This window comes from Vibrio sp. (assembly GCF_038138445.1).
In the GTDB taxonomy this organism is placed as follows: domain Bacteria; phylum Pseudomonadota; class Gammaproteobacteria; order Enterobacterales; family Vibrionaceae; genus Vibrio.
Genome location: NZ_JAYQDQ010000034.1, coordinates 1 through 26,038, shown reverse-complemented (window position 1 = coordinate 26,038; position 26,038 = coordinate 1). Strand labels below are relative to the sequence as shown.

The window sequence follows — 26,038 nt, the reverse complement described above, 5'->3', positions numbered from 1 at the left end:
TTTAATTGACCATCAAATGACCAAATTTTGTATTAACCTTAAATTTGTAACTTTAATAAGGTTGGTATGGATATGAGACTGTTAGTAAAAGCAACGATAATGTGGTCGATAGCATGGATGGCTATAGTGGTGAATGCAGCAACCGTAGTTCCAGATGGGCGAGGTAATGGTATGGGGAACACGGGTGTAACTTCGGCTGACTACCTTTTGGCTCCTTTTTATAACCCGGCATTGGTTGCGCTTCACAGAGATTCTGACAAGTTTGGTGTATTGTTTCCCGGTGTTGGTGTAAGGCTTAGAGATACAGATGAGACTCTTGATACTGTCGATAAACTTCAAGATGAGATTAAAGCGTTTAAAGCTAACTCCTCAGACACTGGCGCAGAAGCAAGACTGAATAGTTATTTCGATCAGCTAGCTGATGATAAACCACTTGGAGTAAATGGCGGGGTTGTTGCTGCTGTTGCGCTTCCTGTTGATGTACTATCGACAAATATATTTACCCGTGGTTACGCTGAAATTATCGCCAAGACCGATATTGCAACGACAGGTACAACTGAGCAGCGCTACCAAAACTCGTCTGTAGATGTGATTGCCTTTGGTTATGGTGAGCTTGGTGTGGCTATTGCAAAACGAGTGAATTTCTTAGGGCAAGATGTTTCAGTAGGGATTTCTCCAAAGTTTCAAACAATGAGAACATACAAGCAAGCAATCACGGTCGAAGATTTTGATATCAGCGATTATGATAAAAGTGAAACCAAAAAGAATGCATTTAACATAGATCTAGGTGCGGTATGGTTACACGAACAGTTTCGAGCAGGCGTTGCGGTGAAAGATCTCTTCTCACAAGAGCTCCAGACCTTAGATATCGGCGGTGTAAGTACATATAAATTGAATACCCAGATTACGGTATCAGGGAGCTATGCACTGGAATACTTTACGGCTTCTACGGATTTTGATTTAACCAAACAAAAAAGGTTTACGGATCAAAATGATGATACACAATTTTTACGTTTTGGTGTGGAAGGAAATGCGATGGGCTGGGCTCAATTGAGGCTTGGGTATGAAATTGACCTAGAAGATACGCTCGATAACTCTTTCACATTCGGTGTCGGTATAAGCCCTGCTGATTTGGTGAGTTTTGACTTAGCGGCCAGTTATGCTGGTGACAACCAATATGGACTATCCGGAAATTTAGCGTTTACTTTCTAGATTATACTCCCAGTCTAAACAACGGTATCTAGTGCAAAGTTTGTGTATGTCAAAATTTAAATGGTGACTACGCAAACTTTGCTTAAAATAAAAACTTTCAAACAATAGATAAATCAGCTCGAAAGGCGGGCAAACCCTATGTAAAATATGCAGCAATATAAGTATCTTTATTCAAAGGGTAAATAATGTTCAAAGTAGCGCTCATAACAGTCGCCATAGTTGTCCCCGTAGTAGCATATGCGCATACGACTCAGGTTTTAAATGGGTATTGGCAATATGAGGAATACTTAGAAGCAAACCCAGAACAGAAAGGGCTAAGTAGAGATTTAGCTGAAGCGGTTAGAAACGCTCCAATCCCCTTATCAGTCGAACAAACTAAGCCTCTATCTATCTCTGTTGTCTATCCGGGACAACAAGTATCAGATTATTGGGTGAGAAACATTAAATCTTTTGAAGCACGCCTTAAAGAACTTGGTGTTAAATACGAAATTAAACAAGTATTTACTAGGCCCAACTTAGATGTAAGACAGCAAAGTTTGTCGTTGCTAGAAGCCGTTCAAAACAAAACGGATTATTTGATTTTTACTCTCGATACTACCCGACACAGAAAGTTTATTGAAAATGTACTCAGCTCTACCGAAACTAAGCTTGTTTTGCAAAACATCACTACGCCAGTTAGAGCTTGGGGGGACCAAAAACCTTTTATGTATGTTGGCTTTGACCATGTTAAAGGCATGCGCTTACTAAAGAATTACTATAAAGAAAAAGTACCTGCTGGAAGCCGATATGCTGTGTTATATTTTTCTGAAGGGTATGTAAGTGATGCTCGTGGAGATACGTTTATCGAAGAAATGAGTCATCACGACTCCTATCAATTGTCTTCATCTTTTTATACGACAGCAACCCAAGAGTCTGGCTTTAATGCAGCCATTAAGGCTGTGGAGAAAGACCCTGAGATTTCCTTTATTTACGCATGTTCAACAGATGTAGCACTAGGTGCTGCTCAAGCGCTGAAAAAATTGAATAGAGACGACATTATTGTTAATGGCTGGGGCGGAGGCAGTGCTGAACTAGAGGCTCTGAGTAGAGGAGAGTTGACTGTGACTGCGATGCGAATGAATGATGACACTGGTGTTGCTTTGGCAGAAGCGATTAAATGGGATATTGAAGGCAAGGATGTTCCTGATGTTTATTCTGGGGATTTTGAGGTAGTAACGAAAACTGACATGCCCTCCAAAATCGATAGATTAAAGAAAAGAGCTTTTAGGTATTCGGATCAATAATGTCATTTTTAGCTCGGCGAAAGACCAAAAAGCGTCTTGCCACACTATTAACACGGTCCATCTTTCTCACCATTGCGGTTTTATCCTTAGTGGTGGTGTTGCAGAATTACCAAGTAAATCGACAAGTGGTCTCACAAGAAGTCGCCCGCTCTAAACTTCAAACTCAAAGCTTGGTTCAGCAAATCTTGAACTTTAGACTCGAAGCTTTAGAAATACAGCAAGATAGCTACAGTCGAAATGGCTCGCTTGTCGACGCTTTTATAGCAAAAGATGCAAATCGACTAGCTCGATTTTTTAACGGTATTGATCAAGCATCTCCAGAGTTAGCACCTGATTTCCGTTTCATTACAGAACAATCCCAAATAGTTTGGGATGATGCCAATTATCAGTTCTACGGCCTTTCAACTGAACAGCTGTCGCACATAAGCCAAGATATGACAACAGGTGGAAGTTGGCATTTATCTCAACCCCCTTCTTTGCTAGGTACCCGCTATCTTATGGTGCGTCGCGTTCCTATTATAAATATGGCTTCTGGAGAGGTACTAGGTTACTTACATATTGCGGTTGTGCTGAACAATAACTTCTCTCTTATGAGTGCGGTACTGAGAGGTAGCAATGCTGATCAAGTATTGCTTGCTGTAGGTTCAGAAGTTATCGCATCAAGCACGAAAGATATCGATTTAAGTCATATTGAATGGTTGGAAGAGTCAGCAGTAGACTTTACCGCGAGTCAATATATGGTTTCAAAAACAGATTTGACCATTAGTGATGTGCCAACGTTTTTATCTATCTATACCATTCAGGACAACAAACCTATTGTTATTTTGGTGCGCAGTCATTACATGTGGGTTGCTGTGGCCGTTGTACTCCTAGTTATGATCGCAGTGTATGGCCGTTTATGGCTCGGGAAGCGAGTCTCAAAAGAACTGTTAAAGCTGATGAAATATACAGAAAGCTCGGTTGAAACTAAAGGAATGACTCGCTTTCTTGGATCACATATAGAAGAGTTTGATCAAATCGGTTCCTCTTTTGAGCTATCTTTCCAGCGATTTCATGAGCAAGAGAAACAATTTGCGGACCTATTTAATTTCTCGCTATCACCAATGACGTTATGGGATGCTCAAGGACAGCTATTAAGAAGTAATCCAGCCGCTGAAAGAAGCTTTTTAGTCAATAAAGAATCGGAGAATGGCGATTACTATTTGCTGATAGAGAAGCTTGGCCCTCATATACGTTTATGTGCAAAAGGTGCAGCACTAAAAGGTATTAACATATCGATACGAGACAAAACATATCGCTGGAATCTGTCCCCTATCTTCATTGATAAGGGAGTGAATAACGTTTTGGCTCAAGGTCAAGATGTGACAAGCTTCGTTGAAGCTGAGGTTCAAAGCCTTGCTGCTAGGCGAGAAGCTGAAGAGACCGCAAGAGCAAGATCTGAATTTTTGGCGAAGATGAGCCACGAACTAAGAACCCCATTGAATGGCATTTTAGGGGTTTCGCAGTTGCTAAAAGGAAAATTGTCAGATACCCAAGACGTCGAACATCTTGATGTACTGTGCAATAGTGGTGAACACTTGTTGGCTGTGCTCAATGATATTTTAGACTTTTCGAAAATAGAACAAGGTAAGTTTCAGATTCAGTCTGTCGACTTCCGACTTGTCGAGTTGGTCAGTGCAGTGGAAAAAATATACACACCATTGTGTGAGGAGAAAGGAGTAAGCTTTGAAGTCGTTACTAATCTTAGTGATGAGACTTTCGCTCATAGTGATCAGGTAAGACTTAATCAAATCTTATTCAATCTAGTGAGCAATGCTATCAAATTTACCCATAGGGGTAGTGTGATAGTATCAATAATGTGCCGTAAGCAAATTGAAGGGTGTTATTTGAATATCAGTGTCGAAGACACCGGTATTGGAATAGAGCAAGAACGGATAACTCATATTTTTGAACCATTTGTACAAGCAGAGTCGACCACAACAAGAGAGTATGGGGGCAGTGGTCTTGGACTTGCTATCGTTCACAGCCTAGTTGAAATGTTGAATGGTGAAATAGAAATAGAGAGTGCTATAGGCAGAGGCACGCATTTATATTTATCGATACCCATCGAGATCGTTAGGTCTACAGAACAAGTTGAAACGAAAATATTAGTGGAACCTGCGAGTTTATTCGAACGATCGCTCAATGTTCTGTTAGTAGAGGATAACCATACCAATGCGTTTATCGCCAAGGCGTTTTGTGAAAAATACGGCATGAACGTGATATGGGTCCAAGATGGTTATAATGCGATTGAAAAACTTAAACAGCATCACGATATTGATTTAATTCTTATGGATAACCAACTGCCTAACTTAGGCGGCATTGAAACGACTCAAATCATTCGTGAGGAAATGAAATTAGATATACCAATCTTTGCTTGTACGGCTGATGGTATGCAAGATACCAAGCGCGCTTTCCTTAATGCAGGAGCCGACTATGTCATCATTAAGCCAATTAAAGAACTGGCTTTGAACCAAGCATTTATTCATTATAAAGAAAATCATTTAAGTACACATAAAGAGTTTTGAAAGGTGGGTAATTGAGACATAAGCCCAAGATTTTGGGGCTTATGTCTTTTCCTATCCTTTATGCACAATGTTTACTTATGCTGTTCTCTTGGTTTTCGAGATAATTAGAGACTGCAAGATAGCACTCATTGTCACAGAGTAAATGTAGTTTGCTGCGACGCTTAAGAACATCGTCAACGCTTAGTGCAAATTCATGTTTAACGAGATAATCAATTTCTTTTTGATAGATGCCAGGGGCAAACATTATGCCTAAATCTTGCTTTGTTTTGACGCCATTGAGTAATCGATTTACGCGACTACCATAAGACTGAATCCAACGGGAACGCGTATCAGAGTCAACAAATGGAATATTTGCAGCGAGTTGGGACTGCATAGCTGGCCATGAAAAGTTCTCTCCGCCTGGTAAAGGTGTTTCTTTTGTCCATGCTTTGTTTAGGCTGAAATAGGGAGATAGCTGCTGCATTGCTGCTTCAGCAAGCTTTCTATATGTGGTTAGTTTTCCGCCAAAAATTGATAGTAGGGGGGCTTGGTTGTCCTTGTGATCCAGAGAAAGTGTGTAATCACGAGTAATTGCTTGAGGTGAGTCGGATTCGTCGTCACAAAGTGGGCGAACACCACTAAAATCAGAAACAATATCATCCATTTGTAACTGTTTACGGAAGTGTTTGTTGGTGACCTTGAGCAAATACTGCTTTTCTTCATCACTTATCGATACTTTTCTTGGATCTCCGTGGCACTCAACGTCAGTTGTTCCTATGATCGAAAATTGACCGAGGTAGGGAATGACAAAAACAATACGATGGTCTTCATTTTGCATGATGTACGCTTGTTCTTCATCGTGAACTTTGGGCACGATAATGTGTGATCCCTTTATTAATCTAATACCATATGGTGACTTTAACTCGGTATTTTCAGTAAGGAACTCTTTTACCCATGGACCAGTAGCATTAACCAAAGCTTTTGATTTTCTGAAAAGTGTTTGCCCCGAACGGTGATCATTTATCTCTACATGCCAAATTCCATTCTCGCGTTTTGCTTTGGTAACTTGGCAATAATTACTCACTTCAGCACCAAGCTCACGGGCTTGGATAATGTTAAGCATTACAAGTCTTGCGTCATCGACCCAGCAATCAGAGTATTCGAATCCAATGCTTAGTTCAGGCTGCATAACGTTCTGATTATCAAGTTTAATCTTTTTACTACTTGGCAGGGAAGTACGTTTCCCTAGGTGGTCATAGAGGAAAAGGCCTGCACGAATCATCCATGCGGGGCGCAAAAAAGGGCGATGGGGTAACCTAAAGCGCATTGGGAAAGCGATATGTGGTGCTTTTGCCAATAGGACTTCACGTTCTGCTAAGGATTCACTTACTAAGCGAAACTCATAGTGCTCTAGGTACCTCAACCCTCCATGGATAAGTTTTGAACTTGCAGAAGAAGTAGCCCCTGCAAAATCTTGGGCTTCATATAAACCTACTTTTAGGCCGCGTCCTGCAGCATCGACCGCGATACCAGCTCCATTTATGCCTCCACCTACGACGATGAGATCCAGTAGTTCTTCTTCTTTCTGGTCACTTAAGTAACTATTAGTCATAAAACCGCCATTTATTATGTTCGTTCGAGCGTTCGTTTTTCGCTATATAATCATATTGTAGCTTTTATTGTTAGCGTTTGTCTGGTCAAATATGACCGAGATCATCAAAATAATCACTATTCGAAACCAAATCGAACTTAAAATGTTCTTTATTGTGGGGCGGATGTTTTATGGGCGAATAAGGAGAGGGTGGTTAACGATAGAGTTATATGCTCTTATTGGATAAAAAGGTCTAGTACAATGACTAGACCTTTATATCTTGTCTTAAATCATTACTTTCCAATGGTGGTTGATCTGGCTAACTTTTGGTGGGCTTTTGAGAAATGGCCGGCACAAAATGCTCCAACAATGGACAGCTCACCAGCTAAGCATAACCCTGCTGTTACTTCAGCGAGTGCTTTAGCTTTTCCGTTACCATGCAGCCCCATTATCTCGAGACATGCTTTTTGGCTGGGTAGGTGTGTACCGCCACCCACAGTACCGACCATAATATTGGGTAAAGTAACGCAAGCGTATAAGCCGCCATCAGTATTGATCTCCATGCGAGTGATTCCGATAGCTGACTCAGCTACACACGCTATGTCCTGTCCACAGGCTGTATAGAGAGCAGCCAGCGCGTTTGCATAGTGGGCATTGACACCAATTCCTCCGCTAATAGCGGCGCCTGTTGTTGTCATCTGACCAAACTTAACCATTTTTTCTGGTGTGGTATGTAGATATCTTTCTACCAGCTTTTTAGATAGGTTTATTTCAGCTGAGACTTTTTTTCCTCGGACATGCCTTAGTGTGCACGTGTTCGGCTTTTTGTCACCAGATAAGTTTCCGTCAAGAAACGCTTCTTGAACTTGAATGGGTGAATGGGCACAAATGTAATTAAATACCTCGTTGGTCGCTATTGTGACCATATTTTGACCTGAGGCATCACCAGTATGAAATTCAAAGATAAGATATACTCGATTGCCTTCAATATTGACATTGATATCGCTCAGTCGGCCATGTGATGTTGTCGACTCGGCAATTTTTTTACATTGCTCATATTGTGTTACCACCCAAGCAACAAATTGTCCCGCCTCAGATAGATTCTGAAACTCGAATACTGGTGTTCTGGTTACACCCTCATTAAGTAATATAGCGCTGGCACCCCCGCCAGATGTAATGAGTTGAGCTCCCCGATTGTATGATGCAACCAACGCTGCTTCAGTCGTTGCTAGTGGGATCAAGTAATCACCATGAGCATGAAGGCCGTTGATACGAAGGGGGCCAGCGACTCCGACGGGAACTTTTACCGTACCAATAAAATGCTCAATATTTTTGTTGTACACATCAGCTAGACTGTTTGTCGTAGAGTCAAGCAAATGCTGCTTTTGTGTTAACTCAGATAGCACAGTCCATCGTTTGTCTAAGTTTTTGGTGGAGATATATGGGCTCTGTGTCAGGGATAGCTCAATTGGTGCAGAGTTCGACTGCAGCTTTTTCTCTAATGTGCCTGAATATAATTCTTTATCAAAGCTGGAAGTTCTGTCACGGTTAGACAAGTTGAGTTTGGGCATGGTGATGAAAAAAATGGTGTTGTCGGGCGATTCTAGCGTCTATTACGAGGAAGACAACATTTATTCTTCAACTGATAGAAAATTTAACTTAAACATGAATATCAAGTAGTGTACCGATCATTTCTTGATCCCTTTGCAACACATTGGTACCAATACGGCTGTACCTTTCTGCTTGGGTTAGCTTTACAAGAGGTTCTATTTGGGAGTTCTCTGGCGGTTTGAACTCTACTTCATTGAACTGGTAGGAGTTATCTTTTTCAATAGGGTTAGTGGATTGGGGTTGGTAAATTTCGCGCGCAGCTTCCTCTGCCATTTTAGATGACTGTTCAATTAATTGATAGCCGGGTTGGACTGCAGATACTGCCATAATCACCCCCTACGCCTTATTAAAGGGTAAGGTGAGTTTGCTTTTTTAGCAAGTTATGCTAGCGGAATAAGTCTGCTATGACTCGTCGCTCTTCATCAGTTAGTAGAGCGTTTTTAGGCTCTGATAACGTTTGAGATATCTCAGTCTTTAGTGTTCTCAGCTGACAAGGCGTCATATTTTTAATTTGCTTTTTAAGAACTTCAAACTGTTTTGTATTCATGCTAGATTGCCTCCGAATCAAGTCGCTTTTCTCATTCGAATAGCAAGAGATGTCTCCTTTCATCGTCTCACCTTGTTACAAGACTTAAGGTCCCATCGTATGCAAAATTGCTTAAATTATGTCCGAACAATGTCAGATGGGCTTTATTTGTTTGTGAATTCTGCCATAAAAATAAACATTCCTGGTAATTGAATTGTCATTAAAGTTGCTCAGTTTTTTGCACGAATAGTGAATTTTTCAGCCAAAGAATGAAGCTCCGGAAGCATTCGATATATAAGGTATAGTTGTTCCAATACCATTTTTACTGAATCATCGTCTTGCTCTCGCCACTCTTCTAAACGGTTTTTCAGGTCGAGGTCAATGTTATTAATGACAAAATTATTTTCTTCAGAACCGTTGAGCTGTTTAGTCAATATCTCTAAGTGGTGATGAATAACTTTATGCGTGTCCAAAATGAGTTTGTGGGTTTCTGCTCCACCAATGCGTGTTCTATGCGCACCAAGAGCAGAAGAATAACTCAGTAAAGCGTGACTTAGTGTTAAAAAACGAAAGCTTTCATCAACCGCAGTACGATATCGACCAGGCTCTATAAGCATCGAACTTATTGCGTTATTTAGCTTTGCATCGTGGTTGTGAGCATCACGTCTGGCTATTCGGTAAGTCAAACTATCTTTCTTACCGATTCGGTATTGACCTATGATTTGTGCAAGATACTCTCGATTTGCTTGAATAGCTTCAGCCATTACCTTGTGCAGCCGTTTGGATTGCCAATCTGGTAAGATAAAGGTGACTGAAAACACGGCTAAAGCGCATCCAACGAGCGTATCTGTTAATCTGGGAAGAACAACTGCGTAGCCATCGCCGTGCTGATGAAAACAGAAAAGAACCAAAATCGTTATAAACCCCGTTGCGTACCCATAGTTAGCAAGTCTAAGCATAAAAAAAGCGACCCCTGAGATAACAATCAGAAGTAATTGGCTTTCTTGCGATGGGAACAGAATAAGTAAGGGCACGCCAACCAGTAGCCCCAGTATGGTGCCAACTACTCTAGCGATAAGTTTGTTGCGAGTCGCACTATAGTTGGGTTGGCAAACGAATAAGGTTGTCATCAATATCCAATAACCTTGTTCGATATCCATTAGTTTAATAAGACCATACCCTAGTGTCAGTGCGAGAGACATTCTTACTGCATGGCGGAACAACATTGAATCTATAGAAAAGTGCGATGTGATTCGTAGCCATTTCTCTTTCAAGGTATGAACTTCTGTGTCATCGAGTTCGTTTGTGCCGAATATAGTGGTGTCTCGGGTACAGATATTACTAAGTTGCTTTTCAACAGTTGCAAGGTTATGAAATAGATAGCTAAGTTGGTTAATTAATGACTTTCTGCCCGTTTTTGCTTGTGTTTTTAGGTGTTCGAGTGAGCAAACTAACTCATCAAGGGCAACTAACGATTGGCCAGTATGAAAATATTCTTTACCTAATTGGATTGACTTTGCTACTTGTCGACAGGCTTGTGCTTGTGTCTCGAGTAGGTATTTGAATCGAAAAAGTACATCTGAACGTTCAAACTGCTGGCATAGCTCTTGATAACGGTAGTGACTAGAGCTAACGCGTTCATGAATATCTTGAGCAAGAAAGTAAATATTTAGGAATCCATCACTAGATGATTGAACATGCCCCCGTTTAGAACGGTTTAATAAAGTCGTTTTGCATTGATTCAAAGCGGTGACTGTCGCAGCGTTAAGTGCAGCTTGTTTTATTCTATAGGGCTGGGGGTTAAGGCCAGTAACAGGGTGAAAGAGTTGGCTTCGAGAATCCAAATAATTCGCAAGATGAATAAAAACATTGGCTAAGCTTTGTTGAACAGGCTGTTGGGGCCATAATGCTGACCATATTATCGATAATGTAAAATACCAAATAGCGCCTGATAGGAGCAATATAGGCTGCTGCCAGAGGTTAAGACTTTGCTCCGCACCCAACATGGTATAGATGGCAACCAGTAATGAGCCAAAAGCGATACTTGCATACCTAGCGCTGACGGCGCCAAGCATGATGAATCCGAAAGTGGAAACACTTAGCCCAATAGCAAATAAAATAGGCATTGAGAAAAGTAATTCGATAGAAAATGATGCCACGGCGAAACAAACTAATGTAATACATGTGGTTTTTATTCGACCTAGTACATTGTGATCTGTCTCTGACAGTGCAGCTGCGATAACACCCAATATCAGCGGAATAACAAAAGTGTCGATTGAATAAAACCAACTAATGCTGACGGCACCGACTAAAGCGACCAGAATCAGTAAGCCGTAATTGATTGTTTTATTGACCCAATAAAGGTGAAGTTGACTTAAAAGTTGCACAGTAATTACTTTTCATTGCGTTCTACTGACCACATTAACTAATAATACACATTAAATTTATGATGTAGATAAAGAAAATTGCTTGTTTACATGAAATTGACGCTAAGTGTAATGGTTATCTATTGACAAGATCTTTTCATTGTATGAGCTGGTTACGTTATTATGTAGGTAAGTAAGCCTAAGGAAGCATAAACATGCAGCTAACTGCGACCAAGACTGCACAGTATTTGATACAAAACGAGTATAACCGAGTGTCTTTAGAGTCTGATTTCATCATACTCAGCTCCAAGTGGGTTGAAGAGCATATCCCGTTTAGTGTGTGGAATGGTGAAGTCAATCTAAAGCGAGGTTTAATTTGGGGTGGGTTGCAATTTTTTTCACATTCCAAAAATGGTTGCAGACAGTCCTGGCTGATCGAGGGTCTTTCATGGCAGAGCTGCCGTCAATTTGCTCGTTTAGCAGTTGAGTGTTATCAAAAATGGCATAATAAACAATGTCAGCAGCTTTACACCCTTCTACCTCAGTGGGAAATGGCCTTACAAGGGTTAGAACGTCAACCCGCGTACTTAACACATTCTATGGTTGATTTGCAGTTAACCAAGATATTCGACGATTTAAAGGCTGCAAAATTGACTCTGGAAGACGCCGTTTTAATGGCGCCCCAAAAAATGGAAAATGTATTAGCTTGGGTTTCGGAAACCGAAAACGTTATGCAAGTGCGTAATCAACGCTGGATGGAAATAGAACTGGAAAACTGGAAAGTGCTCTTTTCTCAAATAGAATCGTCACCCTTGAATTTGTCTCAGCAACAAGCTGTTTTGCTTAATGACGACACTAATTTAGTACTTGCTGGTGCGGGCTCAGGCAAAACCAGTGTTTTAACAGCGCGCGTTGCCTATCTTCTACAAAGCCACCTTGCTCAATCTGAAGAGATTCTCATGTTGGCGTTCGGGCGTGATGCTGCAAACGAGATGCGTCAGCGGTTAGAAAATAAAATCGGTTTGAGTGCAGATAGAGTGAAAGTTAGCACATTTCACCAGCTTGGGCTTGCGATTTTAAATGATGTTGAAGAGTGTCCGGTAACCATCTCTCCCCTTGCTACGGACGATAAATTAAAAAATGCCTGGTGTATCGACTGGTTAAGAAATCATTGGTCTTCATCAAACGCATTTAAACGTTGGCAAAAGCATCTTAAGAAGTGGCCAATTGCTTACATCACTGGTGATGATGAATTAGCAAGTCATGCTGAGAACCCTAAGCTAATTAATTGGCTAGCAAAGCAGCTTGATCAACTGTCTGCACTAGGCGCTACCAAGAAAGATATACAGGAAAGGTTAGTCAGGTTTGATGATTACACTCGCCTCAACAGTGAACTAGCTCTTGTTTGGCCGTGTTATCAAGCATGGATAACAAAGCTTACTGATGATGGTCATATTGATTTCAATATCATGATTAGTAAAGCAATAGAGTATGTCGAAAAAAGGAAATACAAGCCATCGTGGAAATACATTATGATTGACGAGTACCAAGATATTTCCCCCAAACGTTTGCAACTGGTGGAGGCGCTATGCAACCAAAAGGGAGACCCAAACACTGTCTTGTTCGCTGTCGGTGACGATTGGCAATCTATTTATGAATTTGCGGGTGCTGATGTCGATTTGACGACAGGCTTTGCTAAACGTTTTCGGTATTCAACGGTGCATAAGTTGGACACAACGTATCGCTTCAACAATCAAATTGGGGAAGTGGCTAATCAGTTTGTTCAGCGTAATCCAAATCAATTGATAAAATCACTACAGAGTTACAAGAAACAAAAGTCTAAGTCTGTGACCTTGTCTGAGAGTAGTTCGGTAGAGAAAATTCTTGAAGACTTAAACCACAAAGCTAAAAGTATCCAAACGGTATTGTTGCTCGCAAGAAATCATTATCATAAGCCAGAGCTATTATCGCAATGGCAAAAACAATTTGCTCTATTATCGATTGAGTTTATGACTTGCCATGCTAGTAAGGGGCGTGAAGCTGATTATGTAGTTATTTTATGTGTGGATGAAGGCCAGTTTCCTCCTAGAGTTAAGACGCTACATATTGATGGTGCTTTAACCAAATCGGCAGATTCTTTTCCATACGCAGAGGAACGACGCGTGTTTTATGTTGCTTTGACTCGAGCCCAAAAGCATGTCTGGGTGACGTATTCAGGTTCAGGGTCTTGTTTTGTTCATGAACTGAAAGATCAAAACTATCCGGTTAATGTAAAAAAGCGTGGTGTTTAAAATATGAAGGAAAAGTGCTGTATGGTCTTATCCACAACAGATTGCCAGAAAACGGCGCAAAAAATCATAGAAGCAGTATTGGAGCAGGAATTAGCAGCTTGTATACAAACGCTACCCATTCAAAGCCATTACAAATGGGAAGGAAGGTTACACCAAGATGCCGAAATTCTGCTTATGTTTAAGACGAAAGAGGTTTGTTACGAGAAGTTAGAAGACACCATTACTTCGCTCCACAACTATGAAGTACCTGAGGTGATTCAACTGCCAATTACGCAGGGCTTCAATCCTTATTTGGCATGGTTAGAAGAGTCGACCCGTAGCTGAATCATGAGTAAAGTTAGTGATGTTAATGCTCCAAGAGTGTCCATTAACATATCTTTTTGAGCATCCCAGATATCTCCTTGAGAACCCAAGAAAGCAATTCCTTCATCTCCGCCAGCAATCGCAGCATACCACCATTCGACGATTTCATATCCAGCAGCAAGGAACATTATGGCGAATAAAGCAAAGCATACAGCCAACTTAGTAGTCATCAATTGGCGTCTAATTAAGTATTCAGCGATGGGGTAGGCATAAAGCCCGATAGAGAAATGCGCCACGCGATCGAAATTATTACGTTCTGAGCCGATAAGCTGATTGAACCAATTGAATGGAACCTCAGCAAAGGTGTATTTGGCGCCAATCGTGTGAAGCGTTAGCCATATAAACATTAGAATGTAGGCCGTGTTAGAGAACTTAAATTGTTTTGAAATCATCCAAATAAGAAACAATATTACTATGGCAGGTATTATTTCAGCGACCCATACCGCATGAGAAGCTGGAGAAATAGCAGAAAAGACAAACACGGCCGCATAGATAAGCGTTAACCAAAATAAAAGTGATGTATGATTCGTATCCATCTAGTCGTCGCTTCTCGATTATGTTGATATTTTCATGATGCCACCCAATTGAACATTGTTCAATTGATAAATTCATGCTCTCACTCACATATAATTAACCATTTATGTTGAAATGAATAAATAACACACAGATAAAGTACGCTTTTACACGCTGTGTCTTGGCAAAGTTTGCTTTACCAAGCCACGAGATTTAGAATCCTGCTTCAAACATAGCACAATGAAAGAAAGTGAAGCCATGAAACTGGAAACTGTCGACTATAGAGCCGAAGATGCGGCTCAGCAATTTGTCACCTCACTGCGTGAAACAGGGTTTGGAGTACTGAAGAATCATCCAATTCCCAAAGAGCTCGTTGAGTCAATTTATGAAAACTGGTATCAGTTTTTTATGACTGAACGCAAAAACGAGTTTACCTATAATGTTAAAACTCAAGATGGTTATTTTCCTCCCTCTGTTTCTGAAGTGGCTAAAGGGCATGCTGTTAAAGATATCAAAGAGTATTTCCATGTTTATCCTTGGGGGCAAATTCCTGAAGAGCTAAAAGCACAAATTTTGGATTACTATCAGCAAGCAAATGAATTTGCTGAGGAATTGCTGGGATGGGTTGAAGCACATGCGCCAGTAGAAATTCAGGACAAGTTTTCTGTGGCACTTTCTGACATGATCAATGGTAGTGAAAAAACCTTGCTACGAGTTCTTCACTACCCACCGATGACAGGTGAAGAAGAGCCAGGCGCGATCCGAGCGGCTGCCCATGAAGACATAAATCTACTTACTGTCCTTCCTGCTTCTAATGAACCTGGTCTACAAGTCTTGGGTAAAGATGGTCAATGGATCGATGTGCCCTGTGATTTTGGTAGTTTAATTATTAACATCGGCGATATGCTTCAGGAAGCATCAGGTGGCTACTTCCCATCGACAACTCATCGTGTTATCAACCCTACAGGTGAGCGCCAAGAAAGTTCAAGAATTTCATTACCTTTGTTTCTCCACCCTAAACCTGAAGTGGTACTTTCAGAGCGACATACGGCAGATACCTATCTGACAGAAAGACTCAAAGAGTTAGGGGTTTTGTAGTTAAATTCCGTTTAAAGAGCCAGTAAATACTGGCTCTTTTTTTGGGTGATGATCGTTAAATCTCCGATATTAGCTCGACAAATCGACAATTTTAGCTTTGTATTAAAAATAAACGCTGAATAATATGGATATGAACGAACATCAGGAAGTCGCCGCCCAATTCGAACAGTATATGGAAAATCCATTGCTGTGGCCCATTATGGAAGTTTTAAAAAAGCAGCCGTCTGGATGGAAAGTACACACACTCTCGTCTCACCTGTGTGATCTAGAGCTTTTACCTGTTCTCGATGGTTCGCCGGAAAAGGATCTATTTAAACGCAATTTTTTAATTATGAATGCCTTATATCAATTGCAAGAAACGCTCTACCCAGAAAACTGGTTGCAGGTTCAAGCAATGGATATTGTTTTGATGCCTCAATCCGAAGTTTTTGGTCATGAAGTTGATCATGGAGACCCACTCAGAGACTATTACCTTGATTGGCTCAATTATGAAGCGGAAGAGGGAGAGGTAAAACGCTTACTGAACGAATTCTGGACTCGATATAGAGAGTTTGTTGGTAGCATTGACGTGAGCAATATGGATAGGAACAAAGCCTTATCCCTATTTGAACTACCTGTGGATGCGAGTCAAACTGAAATTCGTAAGACTTGGCGCAAGCTGGCTTTAAAATGGCACCCTGACAGGGAGAATGGTAACAGTGATCGTTTTAGAGTTTTATGTGAAGCTTGGCATGTGTTGAGGCATTAATTGATAAGTGTGGAGCGCACACTTATCAATCAAATCTTGTTATGGGTAATCGAAACTTACTTTTTTTGTCGAAACTTTGCTTTTCTAAAACGGTTGAGAGCTGAGATCACGTCGAGAGCTCTGGGTTTCGCTAAATCACCGTGCTTAGGCATGTTTTTTAACCAATTATCATCGAGTATCGTCTGAATTTCTTTAGCTGGATCTATAGATATACCCGGTCTTTGTGCAAGCTCAAACCATATCCAACCTATAGCGTTTATCTCACAACTTGACTCTAGTTGTTCCAATGCAGACAGGTCGGTGAACTCTTTACCAAAACGCAGCGAATCCGTTCCTTTCGCAGAGACTCTAAACTTACCCTCAGTAAGAATTTTCTGCAATACCGTTCGGTCGAGCTCGCGAGGTGAGAAACTAGACACAGGAGTTAATGATTCATTAGTTCTCTCTGTTGGGTGCTGCTTGATCACATCTTTAGCTTTTTGAGTGACATCTATAGCTTGATAATCATGCATTTGGATAACGTTATCCGCGACATCAAAATAATCTCCTGAGCCTCCCATAACTAATATGGTTGAAGTGTTTAGTGAGTCTCTAAGTTGGCCTATACGATCGACGAGCGGTGTGATTGGCTCTGCTTCTTTGCTGACTAAAGCCTGCATCCGCTCATCACGAATCATAAAGTTAGTTGCTGACGTATCTTCATCAATCAAGATGGCTTGAGCACCAGCCTCAATAGATTCCTGGAGCCATGCAGCTTGCGAAGTTGAACCAGAAGCATCTTGAGTGGAGAAATTACTCGTGTCTCGACCCATAGGTAAACAGTTTATATAGTTAGATAAGTTTAAGCTATGGACACAACGACCATCTTCTGCACGTATTTTGTTCGTATTACGGCTGGTAACAATATATTCTCGTCCATCTCCTGGGATATGGTTATATATAGAACGTTCTATCGCGTTTAGTAGAGTTGACTTGCCATGAAAACCTCCACCGACAATCAAGGTAATACCTTTTTCAATACCTAGACCAGTCACTTTACCTTTATTTGGGGTTATGATGTCGACTTCCATAGAGCGTGGGGCTACAAATGGTCGTGCATTTTCCATTGGTAGGTCACAGTTTCCAGCAACCCTTGGAAGTATTGACCCGTTACCTATAAAAGCGATAAGCCCCAAGTTATCTAGCTCGTCTCGCATAAACTCTTGGTCTTCTACTACTTGGCAATGATGTTCGAGAGCTTGTTTATCTAGTTCTCTCTCTAATGTTGAACGTCTTATGTACTTAGGTAGGTGAAAAGTGAGTAGGTTGTTTGCTTTCTTACCAAGCACGGAACGTCCTTCTGCTGGTAGATTAATGCGAAACCTAAGCTCGATGCCTTCTGGGGTAAACAAGACCGCACTAGAGTCTAATACGGTTTGCCCTGATAATGATATATCAATACTGTTCTCTTGCTTACAAAGCTGTGAGAAATAGCGCGCAATGAAATCGCGAGCTGCAGTCTGATAAGACAAAGGCTTTTCTTGCAACCATTGTAACCCTGTCAGCGACCACGGGCGAATTGCACGCACTCTCGAAGCGGATGCATAGGGATCGGGCTGGACCTGATCGATCAGGAATCTGTAGTCACCGAAATCATACTCCCCCTTGATTTTTTGGTAGGCACGATAGTTTTGTTTTTCAATTTTTTTTAGCGTCGCGGTTAACTGTTCCATAAAGCGATCTCAAGCGAGGTTCATTTGAAGCGGGATTATATGAACCGCTTACTACAGAGTAAAGAGAATCAATGCTCTTGACATGTAACTTGTTGGTAGAGATTGAGTTCAAACTCATCACAAGGCAAGGGTTTTGAATACAAGTAGCCTTGACCATAGTCACAACCTTCATTAACGATGAATTCTTCGTGACTTTTGTTTTCGATGCCTTCTGCTGTAATTTTCATATTAAACTTTCGAGCTATGCCTATGATAGAACGAACAATTACTTGATCCTCATAATTATCGTCAATCTTTTTAATAAAGCTCTTATCTATCTTAAGGGCATTGAACGGGAATTTTTTTAGATAATCATAAGAGGAGTAGCCTGTACCAAAGTCATCAAGTGACAGTGTAATCCCTATGCCGCGTAAACGCTTGAGGGAGCTTTCTCCATCACCGCCTCGTCAATAACGATACCACTTTCGGTAATCTCTAGTTCAATGTTTTTGGCAGGAAGCTGGTGAGTTTTGAGTAAATCTTCAAGTTCGGATACAAACTCCAAATTGTTCAGTTGAACAACAGATACGTTGACAGCAATTTTAAATTCTGAACTCCACTTTACCCAGTCCACAGCTTTTTGAACTGCCTTGTTTAGAACAAAGCGTCCAATTTCAAAAATAAGCCCATTTTTTTCTGCAATGTTGATTAAAGTTTCACTGGAAATGTCACCCATAGTAGGGTGTCTCCAGCGTAAAAGTGCTTCTGCACCTATCCACAAATGAGTTTTTGTACAAACCTTAGGTTGAAAGTGAAGAAGTAAATCATTATTCCGTATAGCCTTGAGCAAATAGGATTCCATTTCTTGAGTATTGGCTGATAATTTTGGCAGAGCTTGCGAATAATAACGGTAATGGTGCCCGCTATCCTTGCATGATTGAGCTACTTTTTCAGCAAATTGTAACAGGCTACTTGGACATGATGTATCGTCAGTAGTGCAAACACCAATATAAGCATTAAGATGAAAGGAGTCTTCATCAATTTTAAACGCCGATTGGCTTGATTTGACGATATGCTTACATAGATTATCAAGGGCGCTTTGATCCTTTAGGCTACTGACAAGTAACACTAGGTCAACAGGTGTTGATAGGGTGGTAATAATGTGATGATTGCTTATTTTTCTAATCTTCTGCTCAAATTGAATGAGTAGCGATTGCCAGATCGCCACATCAGTCTGTTCTTGGATCAATAGTCCGTTTTTGAAATTGATATGGATAACAGCACCTAGTTGTGCTTTGTTTTCTGTGCTGGCGGTGAGCTTCTTAATTTCTTTTTCAAGAGCCGGACGATTTAAGAAACCAGTACCAATATCGTGCCATTGTTGGTAACGAATGACTTCTTCGGCAAATTTTCGTCTTTTTATCTCTTGATCGAGGTGGCTATTGAGCGTATTCACATCGTGGCTACAAGTGTTGACTTTATTGTTCAGCTCTATGTTTTTTTTCGTTAGTTTTTCTTTCTGATACAAAGTGGCTAGTTGCAGTTCAATTGAATTGCGAAAATTTAAGACAAGTTTCTGGTAACTATACTTAGATAAATGAACGTCATTGCCGAAAACACAGATTGTGCCGAATAAATCACCATTGGGCCATTTAATAGGTAGACCTAGGCAAAAACCTGATTGACACACACAAGACCAAAAACTTTTTGAGTTTGAAAAAGGCTTAACATGGGCATCTTCTAGCCAGCAGCAAAGTCCTTTGTTTTGACCCTCCGAGTTAGGGGTGTTATACGAACTTTGATTATTTTGATTTGATGTAACGACTTCATTCTGGCCATGGGTACCGATTATCAATGCAGTAGGAATGGACATGATTTCGCCGATTAAGTTGATATTGATTTGCCAACTATTTGAGATATCTTTTGGGATAACTAAATCAGCAGTATTGATTTGTGACATTTGTACTGGATCCTTTGCTGCTAACCGTTTCGATATAATATTGCGGAAATCAGTAGTATTTGCCCATCATTTGTTTACTGAATTGACTTACAGTAAGTGATACAAATAACGCATACTTCTGAGTTCTTAATATTAAGAACTGCCAATCCTACTGGTTTGTTGTCCAGAGGTCAGCTATATGAGCCTTTTGTTACATCTTGTCTCACGATTGAGATGTTTTATTGCAAAGAGTCTAAACTATGAGATAAAGCACAACCCTGAAATATTGATCAGCAAATCACAGGTGTTCGATCAAATTATGAGCGACAAATTCTGCAATCCAAGGTTGAGCTTTTTCATTAGGGTGAAGTCCGTCATCCATCATCCATCTAGGGTTAGTAATCACGCCTTCTAAGAAGAAAGGTAATAGTGGTACGTCAAGCTGTTTCGATATCATAGGATATAAATCAGTAAAGGCTTGAGTATAGCGTTTTCCATAGTTAGGTAGGATATGGATTTGCATTAGCAAAGCTTTTGCGCCTTCGGATTGAACTAACTCAACAATTTGACGTAAATTATCTTGTATGAGCTTGGGCGAAAACCCCCTTAAACCATCATTCGCACCAAGTTCTATAAGTACGATATCAGGGGAGTGTGTTTGTAATAGGTTAGGCAATCGGCCTAGTCCATTTCCAGTGGTATCACCAGACACACTGGCATTGACCACGTTTAAGGTTTTGCCTTTTTTAGAAATGACATTTGGTAACAATGTAGGCCAAGCTTTATCGATAGACATTTGATAGCCTGCACTTAGACTATCCCCCAAAATAAGAAGCTTAGCGGCGTTTAATGGATTTACGTAAAAGAGAAACAACAGTAAGGAAAGTAACCTAATCATGCATCCATCCATAATAAAAGCAGAGTCATTATCCAAACTAGTCTCTACTAAACAGGAACAATTGACAATCCTAGATGACATAAATTTGGACATCAAAGAAGGTGAAAGTATTGCAATTGTCGGGACATCTGGAGCAGGTAAGTCAACCTTAATGACACTTCTTGCTGGTCTTGATACGCCAACATCAGGAAATATCTCTCTTTTGGGTAAGTCAATAAGTGCGATGAATGATGAAGATAGGGCGCTTATTCGTAGCGAATCAATCGGGTTTGTTTTCCAAAGCTTTCTTTTAGTCCCAAGTTTGAGCGCGCTAGATAATGTGACTTTACCTTGCTTATTGAAAGGTGAAGCGGAAAATAAAACACGAGCTCAGCAATTGCTAGCTTCGGTAGGCTTAGAGCAAAGAATGCATCACTTTCCATCGCAGTTGTCGGGAGGGGAGCAACAACGCGTGGCATTGGCTCGTGCTTTTATGATTCAACCTAAAGTATTGTTTGCCGATGAACCAACAGGCAACTTGGATCAAATTACAGCGGAAAAAGTGATTCAACTTTTATTTGAACTTAACTTGCAGCATGGCACCACATTGGTGTTAGTAACTCACGACATGCAGTTGGCCGATTTGTGTGATAGGCGGCTCCATATTCAAGCGGGTAAGTTGGAGGAGTGATAATGCATTCTACAAAAGTTCTCACAGGTATTAGTAGAATGATAGCATGGAGCTTTAGTGAGATACGTAACGCCCATCTATGGCCCATATCTGTCGCCATCACTCTAATTATTGCCTGTATATTTGCAATCACAGCTCTTGCTGAAAGGGTCGAGCAGGTTGTTGTAAAACAGGGAAAAGCAGCCTTAACAGCAGATACGGTTTTTGTTTCCTCTAATCCTATTCCGAAGAAGCTTTATGAACTTACCAGTTCACCTGATCTTTCTACGTCATTGCAAACCCGTTTCACAACCATGGCATTTAGTGACCAAAGCATGAAATTGGTTACGGTGAAATCAGTCGATAGCCGTTATCCACTTCGCGGCAATCTTATTCTAGCCGACAGTGAAAACGCTCGATCTAATGTACACCCCGGAGAGCTATGGCTGGATGAACGGCTATTTGCTATTCTAGACACCTCGATAGGTGACAATGTCACTATAGGTGATGCAGACTTTCAAGTAACAGGACGTGTTGTTGAAGAACCTGGGATGAGCTTTAACCCGTTTCAGCAGATGCCTTCAGTGTATATACACAGTTCAGATTTAGATAAAACAGGGGCAATTCAGTTAGGGAGTCGAGTTCGTTATAATCTTTTTATCAATGGTGAAGACTCAAAAATTGAGTCTATTAAGCAAAATCTGACTCTGACCCCTAGTGATAGGTGGAAAGATCAGAATACAGCCAGTCGAACCAATGAAGTATTTCAACGTACTGAGCAGTACTTGTCTTTAACTGTTGTGATTGTCGTTTTAATGGCCGCGACCATATTGGCATTTACGTGCCAGCATTATGTTGAATCCCGACGCCGCACTATTGCTATGTTAAAGAGCTTGGGTGCCAGTAAAGCTTGGTTGATACGCTGGATTTCAATTCAAATATTGATTTTATTTACAGGAGCAATAGTCGCAGGTGTATGTGTAGGAATTGCTCTTGAGCAGGTGCTTCGCATTCCCTTGGTTGATGTTTTACCAAACCCTCTTCCTGATTATGGACTCAGTCCCTTCTTTATCTCTGTCCTCACTAGTGTATTGATCTGTATTCCCGCACTTGGAATCCCACTTCAACGACTTCTGAATATTAATGCCTTGGAGGTTATGCAATCTAATCTTGAGACAAAGAAGAGCTATTGGCCATTATGGCTACTGTTAGCTCCTATCGTACCTATGCTATGGATATATAGAGATAATGCTTTAGTGTGGGTGGTTTTAGGTGGGGCTTTACTGCTGCTTATACTACTCGCGTTTGTCAGCGTTTGTTTGATGCGTTTGCTAACTCGTCTCACATTACCAACATCTTTCAAGCTGGCGTTAAGTAGAATGAATCGCTCGCCAATAGCTACAGGTTTGCAGTTTGGTGCACTAGCACTTTCCTTGATGTTACTTTCGGTGATTTGGCTAGTCCGGAGTGATTTGTTATCCGATTGGCAAAGGACCGTCCCTATTGATGCCCCGAATGCGTTTGCACTCAACATTGCTCCCTATGAAAAAGATGCCTATCTCGATGCTCTTGATGCTAATAACATTCAACGCTCGAAGGCGTATCCTATAATCAGAGGTCGATTAAGTAAAATAAATGGCGGTGAAGCGAAACAAGCTACCCATGGGAGAGAGGGGACAGATGTACTTCGCAGAGAGATTAACTTCACCTACGCAGAAAATATTCCAGATCATAATCTTTTACTCCAAGGTAAGTGGGAGGCACGCAACGGGGTATCTGTAGAGTCTGATGTAGCGGAAGACTTGAACCTAGAAATTGGCGACAGTCTAGAGTTTGTGATTAATAGTCAAGTGATTACCGCCAAGGTAAACAGCATACGTCAAGTTGAATGGCGGGATATGAAACCTAATTTTTATTTCATCTTTACTCCTGATGTGCTTGAAAACATTTCAGCGACTTACTTAGTGAGTTTCAGAGTGGATAACAACCAAGATCTATTTCTTAACGATTTATCAAGAAACTATCCGACGGTAAGTTTAATGGATATTCGCCAGATGGGAGCGAAAATTCAGCAACTACTGCAGCAAATGGTGTGGTCAATTACTCTACTCGCGGGGCTAGGCGTTGTCGCTGGCGTGTTGCTGATTTTTACGCTCCTCCGTCTTAGTCTGAGTCAGAGGCAAGAAGAAGTCAGACTTTATAGGACGTTGGGTGCGAGTAGAAAACGTGTTACAAGAACTATTTGGGCTGAGTATGGATTACTGTCAATAATTGCAGGCTTGGTTGCCGTTATCGGGGCTGAACTAGTGGTTGCTGGCGTGGTTTCGTTTGGTTTTGAACTGTCTCCGAATCCCCATTTTTTCATGTGGCTTGTGCTGCCAGCATCAACTTTTTGCACACTTATACTAGTGATAAACAGCTTACTCAATCAGCTGTTAGCCCCTATAAATAAAGAATTTAGTTAAGTTTACATAAGCTAAGTTATCCAGTTATCCACAAAAACAGTGGATAAACTTTGGGATAACTTAGCCTGTAGATAACTTGACATTGCTCTTGAAGCCTGTAGATAACTTGACATTGCTCTTGAAGCCTGTTGGCATAATGTGTCTAGATATTTTGTTATTCACAGTAGTGATTTTTACGTATTTCATGAGATATTAGTCAAGTGCTTTTTTTATTTTTTTTACTTGAAATTACTTTGTTTATCCCCTTTAAAAAATGTGATTTTTTTCATGGGATAAACTCAGTAGAATGTGCTAATAATGAGTAAATTAACAGCACATATGTTAGAAGAAAATCAAAACTCTGATCGACCTACCGTCGCAGTTATAGGAGGGGGAATTGCAGGCTCTACGGCGGCCTTACACCTTGCTGAAATAGGCGTCAATGTAGTGCTGATTGAAAAATCACCGACATTAGTCAGTGGTCCACCTATTTGCCATTTACATGCAGGGGGAAACTTATATAGAGATATCTCTGCGGATCAGTGTATTGAGTTACTAAAGCAATCTATCGATTCTGTGCGTTTGTACCCCCATACGATTAATCGGCGCCCCACAGTCATCGCTGTGCCAAAAAGTGATAACGGAAATCCATCCGATCTTCTTGTGCGTTTAGATACGATACAATCCTGTTATCAAAAGTTAGTGGATGCTGATGGTGGAAATCAAGTCCTCGGATTGCCAGCAGACTATTATAAGTTGTATCACCGCGATGACCTTGAGCGATTTGCAAAACTCCAGCAAAGCAAGGAACCCAGTGCTTTCGATGACTGGATGATACCTTTCTCTAAGTCTGTTGATATTGATTCTTTGCAGTTTCCAGTGATAGCAGTTCAAGAATATGGCTGGAGTGCTTTTCGTGTGGCGTCATCGGCAACAATTGTCCTCGAGTCTTTGGATAACTGTCAGTTATATACAGAGACACAAGTCATTTCTTTGGACAATTGCAGCTCGGGTTGGAAATTAGAATGTTTAAATGTGGAAGGTAAAAAATTCCATGTAGCCGCCGATTATCTGGTTAACGCATGCGGTTATGAAACGGGCAAGATTGACGATCTAGCGCTAGCCCCCCGTGAAAGGTTAGTTGAATTTAAAGCCGCTTATGTGACATGCTGGGACGAATGCAATGAGCTTTGGCCCGAAGTGGTTTTTCATGGCCCTAGAGGCACGCCAAATGGCATGGCCCAGCTAACGCCTTATGCAAACGGTGTTTTTCAGATACATGGCATGACGAAAGACATCACTCTGTTTAATGATGGGCTTGTGTCATCTGACAGCATGAGTTCTCATCCTCGGCTACCACAAAGGCTAACAAGGAAAATTCAGTTAGGTTGGGATAAATCAGTTGCGTCGGAGAGAACGTATCGTGCTATAGAGCATATGGCGAAATTTATCCCTAGTTACAAAACGGCTCATGAATGTAGTGCCCCTCTATTTGGAGCACAGCAAATCCCCGGTACTGACCAAACCCTTCGCGCTGCAGATGTATCCTTTGAAGGGCAAAATTATGCAAGAGTTGAGGTGGTAAAGGGTTCTTCAGCTCTTGAAGCCGCGATGAGAATCGCTGATAACTGGAATTTATTTGACTATGCGGATATGAGCATAGAGTCTCTTCACCCGGTCAGTATGTCACTAACGGCTAGCGAAGTAGAGCTAAAAGCCGAAGAGCTTGCGAAACTGCGCAATTACCCTGTTGAACTTGCATTGGTATACGGTTGTTAACTCAGTGAGCGTATCATCATATTTGATAAGTTTACCCATTAACCGTTAATGTGTTCAGTATCCAAAAAATCTTGCCCATTGGCACCAAACTTCTTGTAATCCAAGTAAGTCTCCTCTAACAAACCGAACTTTTTGTCCCGGTTTTGATTGCGCTAATCTAGGCAGATCGATGCGTGCGACGCAACCTACTTTTGGGTAGCCACCGATAGTTTGCCTGTCATTGAGTAGTATAATAGGCTCACCATCAGGAGTTATTTGAATTGAGCCTAAAGCAATACCTTCACTCAGATATTCTTTTTGTGGCGGTGCAACGTAACCATCACACAACCTGTAACCCATCCTATCAACCAATTTACTAACGCAGAAGGTTTGATTATACAGAGAATTTAAGGCGTCCACTGAAAAGTCGTTTGCTTGGTAGCCTTCAATTACTCTCAACGTAAGCTGGCGGTAAACCCCATCTAATCATTTCCTTTTAAATTCGGTATTG

General features: G+C 41.0%; 20 protein-coding genes and 1 pseudogene. 10 read left to right on the top strand and 11 right to left on the bottom strand.

Annotation, left to right across the window (positions count from 1 at the left end; genetic code table 11):
• Positions 1-72 precede the first annotated feature (72 nt).
• The 3 genes from AAFM34_RS10850 to luxQ all read left to right on the top strand — a co-directional run bounded on the left by AAFM34_RS10850 (position 73) and on the right by luxQ (position 5,062).
• A complete protein-coding gene (locus AAFM34_RS10850) occupies positions 73-1,212 on the top strand; it encodes a conjugal transfer protein TraF (protein WP_371833274.1) in 1,140 nt (379 codons plus the stop codon).
• A gap of 185 nt (positions 1,213-1,397) precedes the next feature.
• Complete coding sequence (locus AAFM34_RS10845) at positions 1,398-2,495, top strand: substrate-binding domain-containing protein (protein ID WP_341662710.1); 1,098 nt, start codon at positions 1,398-1,400, stop codon at positions 2,493-2,495.
• Positions 2,495-5,062, top strand: a complete 2,568-nt coding sequence (gene luxQ / locus AAFM34_RS10840) for a quorum-sensing autoinducer 2 sensor kinase/phosphatase LuxQ (RefSeq protein ID WP_341662707.1) — start codon at positions 2,495-2,497, stop codon at positions 5,060-5,062. Before AAFM34_RS10845 ends, luxQ begins: the two co-directional genes overlap by 1 nt.
• Before the next feature lie 58 nt (positions 5,063-5,120).
• On the opposite strand, the gene glpD is transcribed toward luxQ, so the two are convergent.
• From glpD to yccS, 5 genes are all read right to left on the bottom strand, one after another.
• Positions 5,121-6,653 (bottom strand): glycerol-3-phosphate dehydrogenase, encoded by a 1,533-nt coding sequence (gene glpD, locus AAFM34_RS10835; RefSeq protein WP_341662705.1) that lies wholly within the window; start codon positions 6,651-6,653, stop codon positions 5,121-5,123.
• Between the two features lie 272 nt (positions 6,654-6,925).
• Positions 6,926-8,203 carry a hydroxymethylglutaryl-CoA reductase gene (locus tag AAFM34_RS10830; protein WP_341662703.1) on the bottom strand — a complete coding sequence of 426 codons (1,278 nt, stop codon included), beginning with the start codon at positions 8,201-8,203 and terminating at the stop codon, positions 6,926-6,928.
• Between the two features lie 88 nt (positions 8,204-8,291).
• Positions 8,292-8,570, bottom strand: coding sequence for a hypothetical protein (locus AAFM34_RS10825; protein ID WP_341662700.1), 279 nt, complete (start codon positions 8,568-8,570; stop codon positions 8,292-8,294).
• Positions 8,571-8,628: 58 nt separating this feature from the next.
• Positions 8,629-8,790 carry a hypothetical protein gene (locus AAFM34_RS10820; protein ID WP_341662698.1) on the bottom strand — a complete coding sequence of 54 codons (162 nt, stop codon included), beginning with the start codon at positions 8,788-8,790 and terminating at the stop codon, positions 8,629-8,631.
• Between the two features lie 209 nt (positions 8,791-8,999).
• Positions 9,000-11,156: a YccS family putative transporter gene (gene yccS / locus AAFM34_RS10815; RefSeq protein WP_341662696.1), complete on the bottom strand. Its 2,157-nt coding sequence runs from the start codon at positions 11,154-11,156 to the stop codon at positions 9,000-9,002.
• Positions 11,157-11,350: 194 nt separating this feature from the next.
• Here yccS and helD point away from each other — a divergent pair, with 194 nt between their 5' ends.
• Positions 11,351-13,426: a DNA helicase IV gene (helD, locus tag AAFM34_RS10810; RefSeq protein WP_341662694.1), complete on the top strand. Its 2,076-nt coding sequence runs from the start codon at positions 11,351-11,353 to the stop codon at positions 13,424-13,426.
• A 21-nt stretch (positions 13,427-13,447) separates the two neighbouring features.
• A complete protein-coding gene (gene cutA, locus AAFM34_RS10805) occupies positions 13,448-13,750 on the top strand; it encodes a divalent-cation tolerance protein CutA (RefSeq protein ID WP_371833273.1) in 303 nt (100 codons plus the stop codon).
• On the opposite strand, the gene AAFM34_RS10800 is transcribed toward cutA, so the two are convergent.
• Entirely contained in the window at positions 13,714-14,325 is a 612-nt protein-coding gene (locus AAFM34_RS10800; RefSeq protein WP_341662690.1) for a DUF2238 domain-containing protein, read from the bottom strand. The two genes, cutA and AAFM34_RS10800, sit on opposite strands and share 37 nt — an antisense overlap.
• A gap of 235 nt (positions 14,326-14,560) precedes the next feature.
• Between AAFM34_RS10800 and AAFM34_RS10795 the strand changes: the two genes are divergently transcribed.
• Entirely contained in the window at positions 14,561-15,400 is an 840-nt protein-coding gene (locus tag AAFM34_RS10795; RefSeq protein ID WP_341662688.1) for a 2OG-Fe(II) oxygenase family protein, read from the top strand.
• A 130-nt stretch (positions 15,401-15,530) separates the two neighbouring features.
• Complete coding sequence (locus AAFM34_RS10790; protein ID WP_341662739.1) at positions 15,531-16,148, top strand: DNA-J related domain-containing protein; 618 nt, start codon at positions 15,531-15,533, stop codon at positions 16,146-16,148.
• A gap of 56 nt (positions 16,149-16,204) precedes the next feature.
• On the opposite strand, the gene AAFM34_RS10785 is transcribed toward AAFM34_RS10790, so the two are convergent.
• The 4 genes from AAFM34_RS10785 to AAFM34_RS10770 form a co-directional block, all read right to left on the bottom strand.
• Positions 16,205-17,860 (bottom strand): ABC-ATPase domain-containing protein, encoded by a 1,656-nt coding sequence (locus AAFM34_RS10785; protein WP_341662686.1) that lies wholly within the window; start codon positions 17,858-17,860, stop codon positions 16,205-16,207.
• Positions 17,861-17,928: 68 nt separating this feature from the next.
• Complete coding sequence (locus AAFM34_RS10780) at positions 17,929-18,252, bottom strand: EAL domain-containing protein (protein ID WP_341662737.1); 324 nt, start codon at positions 18,250-18,252, stop codon at positions 17,929-17,931.
• A gap of 8 nt (positions 18,253-18,260) precedes the next feature.
• Positions 18,261-19,799, bottom strand: a complete 1,539-nt coding sequence (locus AAFM34_RS10775) for an EAL domain-containing protein (protein ID WP_341662684.1) — start codon at positions 19,797-19,799, stop codon at positions 18,261-18,263.
• A 277-nt stretch (positions 19,800-20,076) separates the two neighbouring features.
• The gene (locus AAFM34_RS10770; RefSeq protein ID WP_341662682.1) at positions 20,077-20,676 is read right to left on the bottom strand and encodes an arylesterase; all 600 of its coding nucleotides are present in this window, start codon (positions 20,674-20,676) and stop codon (positions 20,077-20,079) included.
• Here AAFM34_RS10770 and AAFM34_RS10765 point away from each other — a divergent pair.
• The 3 genes from AAFM34_RS10765 to AAFM34_RS10755 all read left to right on the top strand — a co-directional run bounded on the left by AAFM34_RS10765 (position 20,675) and on the right by AAFM34_RS10755 (position 25,548).
• Positions 20,675-21,346, top strand: coding sequence for an ABC transporter ATP-binding protein (locus AAFM34_RS10765; RefSeq protein ID WP_341662680.1), 672 nt, complete (start codon positions 20,675-20,677; stop codon positions 21,344-21,346). The two genes, AAFM34_RS10770 and AAFM34_RS10765, sit on opposite strands and share 2 nt — an antisense overlap.
• A gap of 2 nt (positions 21,347-21,348) precedes the next feature.
• A complete protein-coding gene (locus tag AAFM34_RS10760) occupies positions 21,349-23,790 on the top strand; it encodes an ABC transporter permease (protein WP_341662678.1) in 2,442 nt (813 codons plus the stop codon).
• Between the two features lie 297 nt (positions 23,791-24,087).
• Complete coding sequence (locus AAFM34_RS10755; protein ID WP_341662676.1) at positions 24,088-25,548, top strand: FAD-dependent oxidoreductase; 1,461 nt, start codon at positions 24,088-24,090, stop codon at positions 25,546-25,548.
• Positions 25,549-25,602: 54 nt separating this feature from the next.
• Here the strand turns inward: AAFM34_RS10755 and AAFM34_RS10750 are convergent.
• Positions 25,603-25,992, bottom strand: a pseudogene (locus AAFM34_RS10750) (allophanate hydrolase); the annotation flags it as partial.
• Between the last annotated feature and the right edge of the window lie 46 nt (positions 25,993-26,038).

Bases quoted from the DNA above. Each gene is read 5' to 3' on its own strand.
- AAFM34_RS10850 (WP_371833274.1), top strand. From the start codon at position 73: ATGAGACTGTTAGTAAAAGCAACGATAATGTGGTCGATAGCATGGATG.
- AAFM34_RS10845 (WP_341662710.1), top strand. From the start codon at position 1,398: ATGTTCAAAGTAGCGCTCATAACAGTCGCCATAGTTGTCCCCGTAGTA.
- luxQ (WP_341662707.1), top strand. From the start codon at position 2,495: ATGTCATTTTTAGCTCGGCGAAAGACCAAAAAGCGTCTTGCCACACTA.
- glpD (WP_341662705.1), bottom strand. From the start codon at position 6,653: ATGACTAATAGTTACTTAAGTGACCAGAAAGAAGAAGAACTACTGGAT.
- AAFM34_RS10830 (WP_341662703.1), bottom strand. From the start codon at position 8,203: ATGCCCAAACTCAACTTGTCTAACCGTGACAGAACTTCCAGCTTTGAT.
- AAFM34_RS10825 (WP_341662700.1), bottom strand. From the start codon at position 8,570: ATGGCAGTATCTGCAGTCCAACCCGGCTATCAATTAATTGAACAGTCA.
- AAFM34_RS10820 (WP_341662698.1), bottom strand. From the start codon at position 8,790: ATGAATACAAAACAGTTTGAAGTTCTTAAAAAGCAAATTAAAAATATG.
- helD (WP_341662694.1), top strand. From the start codon at position 11,351: ATGCAGCTAACTGCGACCAAGACTGCACAGTATTTGATACAAAACGAG.
- cutA (WP_371833273.1), top strand. From the start codon at position 13,448: ATGGTCTTATCCACAACAGATTGCCAGAAAACGGCGCAAAAAATCATA.
- AAFM34_RS10800 (WP_341662690.1), bottom strand. From the start codon at position 14,325: ATGGATACGAATCATACATCACTTTTATTTTGGTTAACGCTTATCTAT.
- AAFM34_RS10795 (WP_341662688.1), top strand. From the start codon at position 14,561: ATGAAACTGGAAACTGTCGACTATAGAGCCGAAGATGCGGCTCAGCAA.
- AAFM34_RS10790 (WP_341662739.1), top strand. From the start codon at position 15,531: ATGAACGAACATCAGGAAGTCGCCGCCCAATTCGAACAGTATATGGAA.
- AAFM34_RS10785 (WP_341662686.1), bottom strand. From the start codon at position 17,860: ATGGAACAGTTAACCGCGACGCTAAAAAAAATTGAAAAACAAAACTAT.
- AAFM34_RS10775 (WP_341662684.1), bottom strand. From the start codon at position 19,799: ATGTCACAAATCAATACTGCTGATTTAGTTATCCCAAAAGATATCTCA.
- AAFM34_RS10765 (WP_341662680.1), top strand. From the start codon at position 20,675: ATGCATCCATCCATAATAAAAGCAGAGTCATTATCCAAACTAGTCTCT.
- AAFM34_RS10770 (WP_341662682.1), bottom strand. From the start codon at position 20,676: ATGATTAGGTTACTTTCCTTACTGTTGTTTCTCTTTTACGTAAATCCA.
- AAFM34_RS10760 (WP_341662678.1), top strand. From the start codon at position 21,349: ATGCATTCTACAAAAGTTCTCACAGGTATTAGTAGAATGATAGCATGG.
- AAFM34_RS10755 (WP_341662676.1), top strand. From the start codon at position 24,088: ATGAGTAAATTAACAGCACATATGTTAGAAGAAAATCAAAACTCTGAT.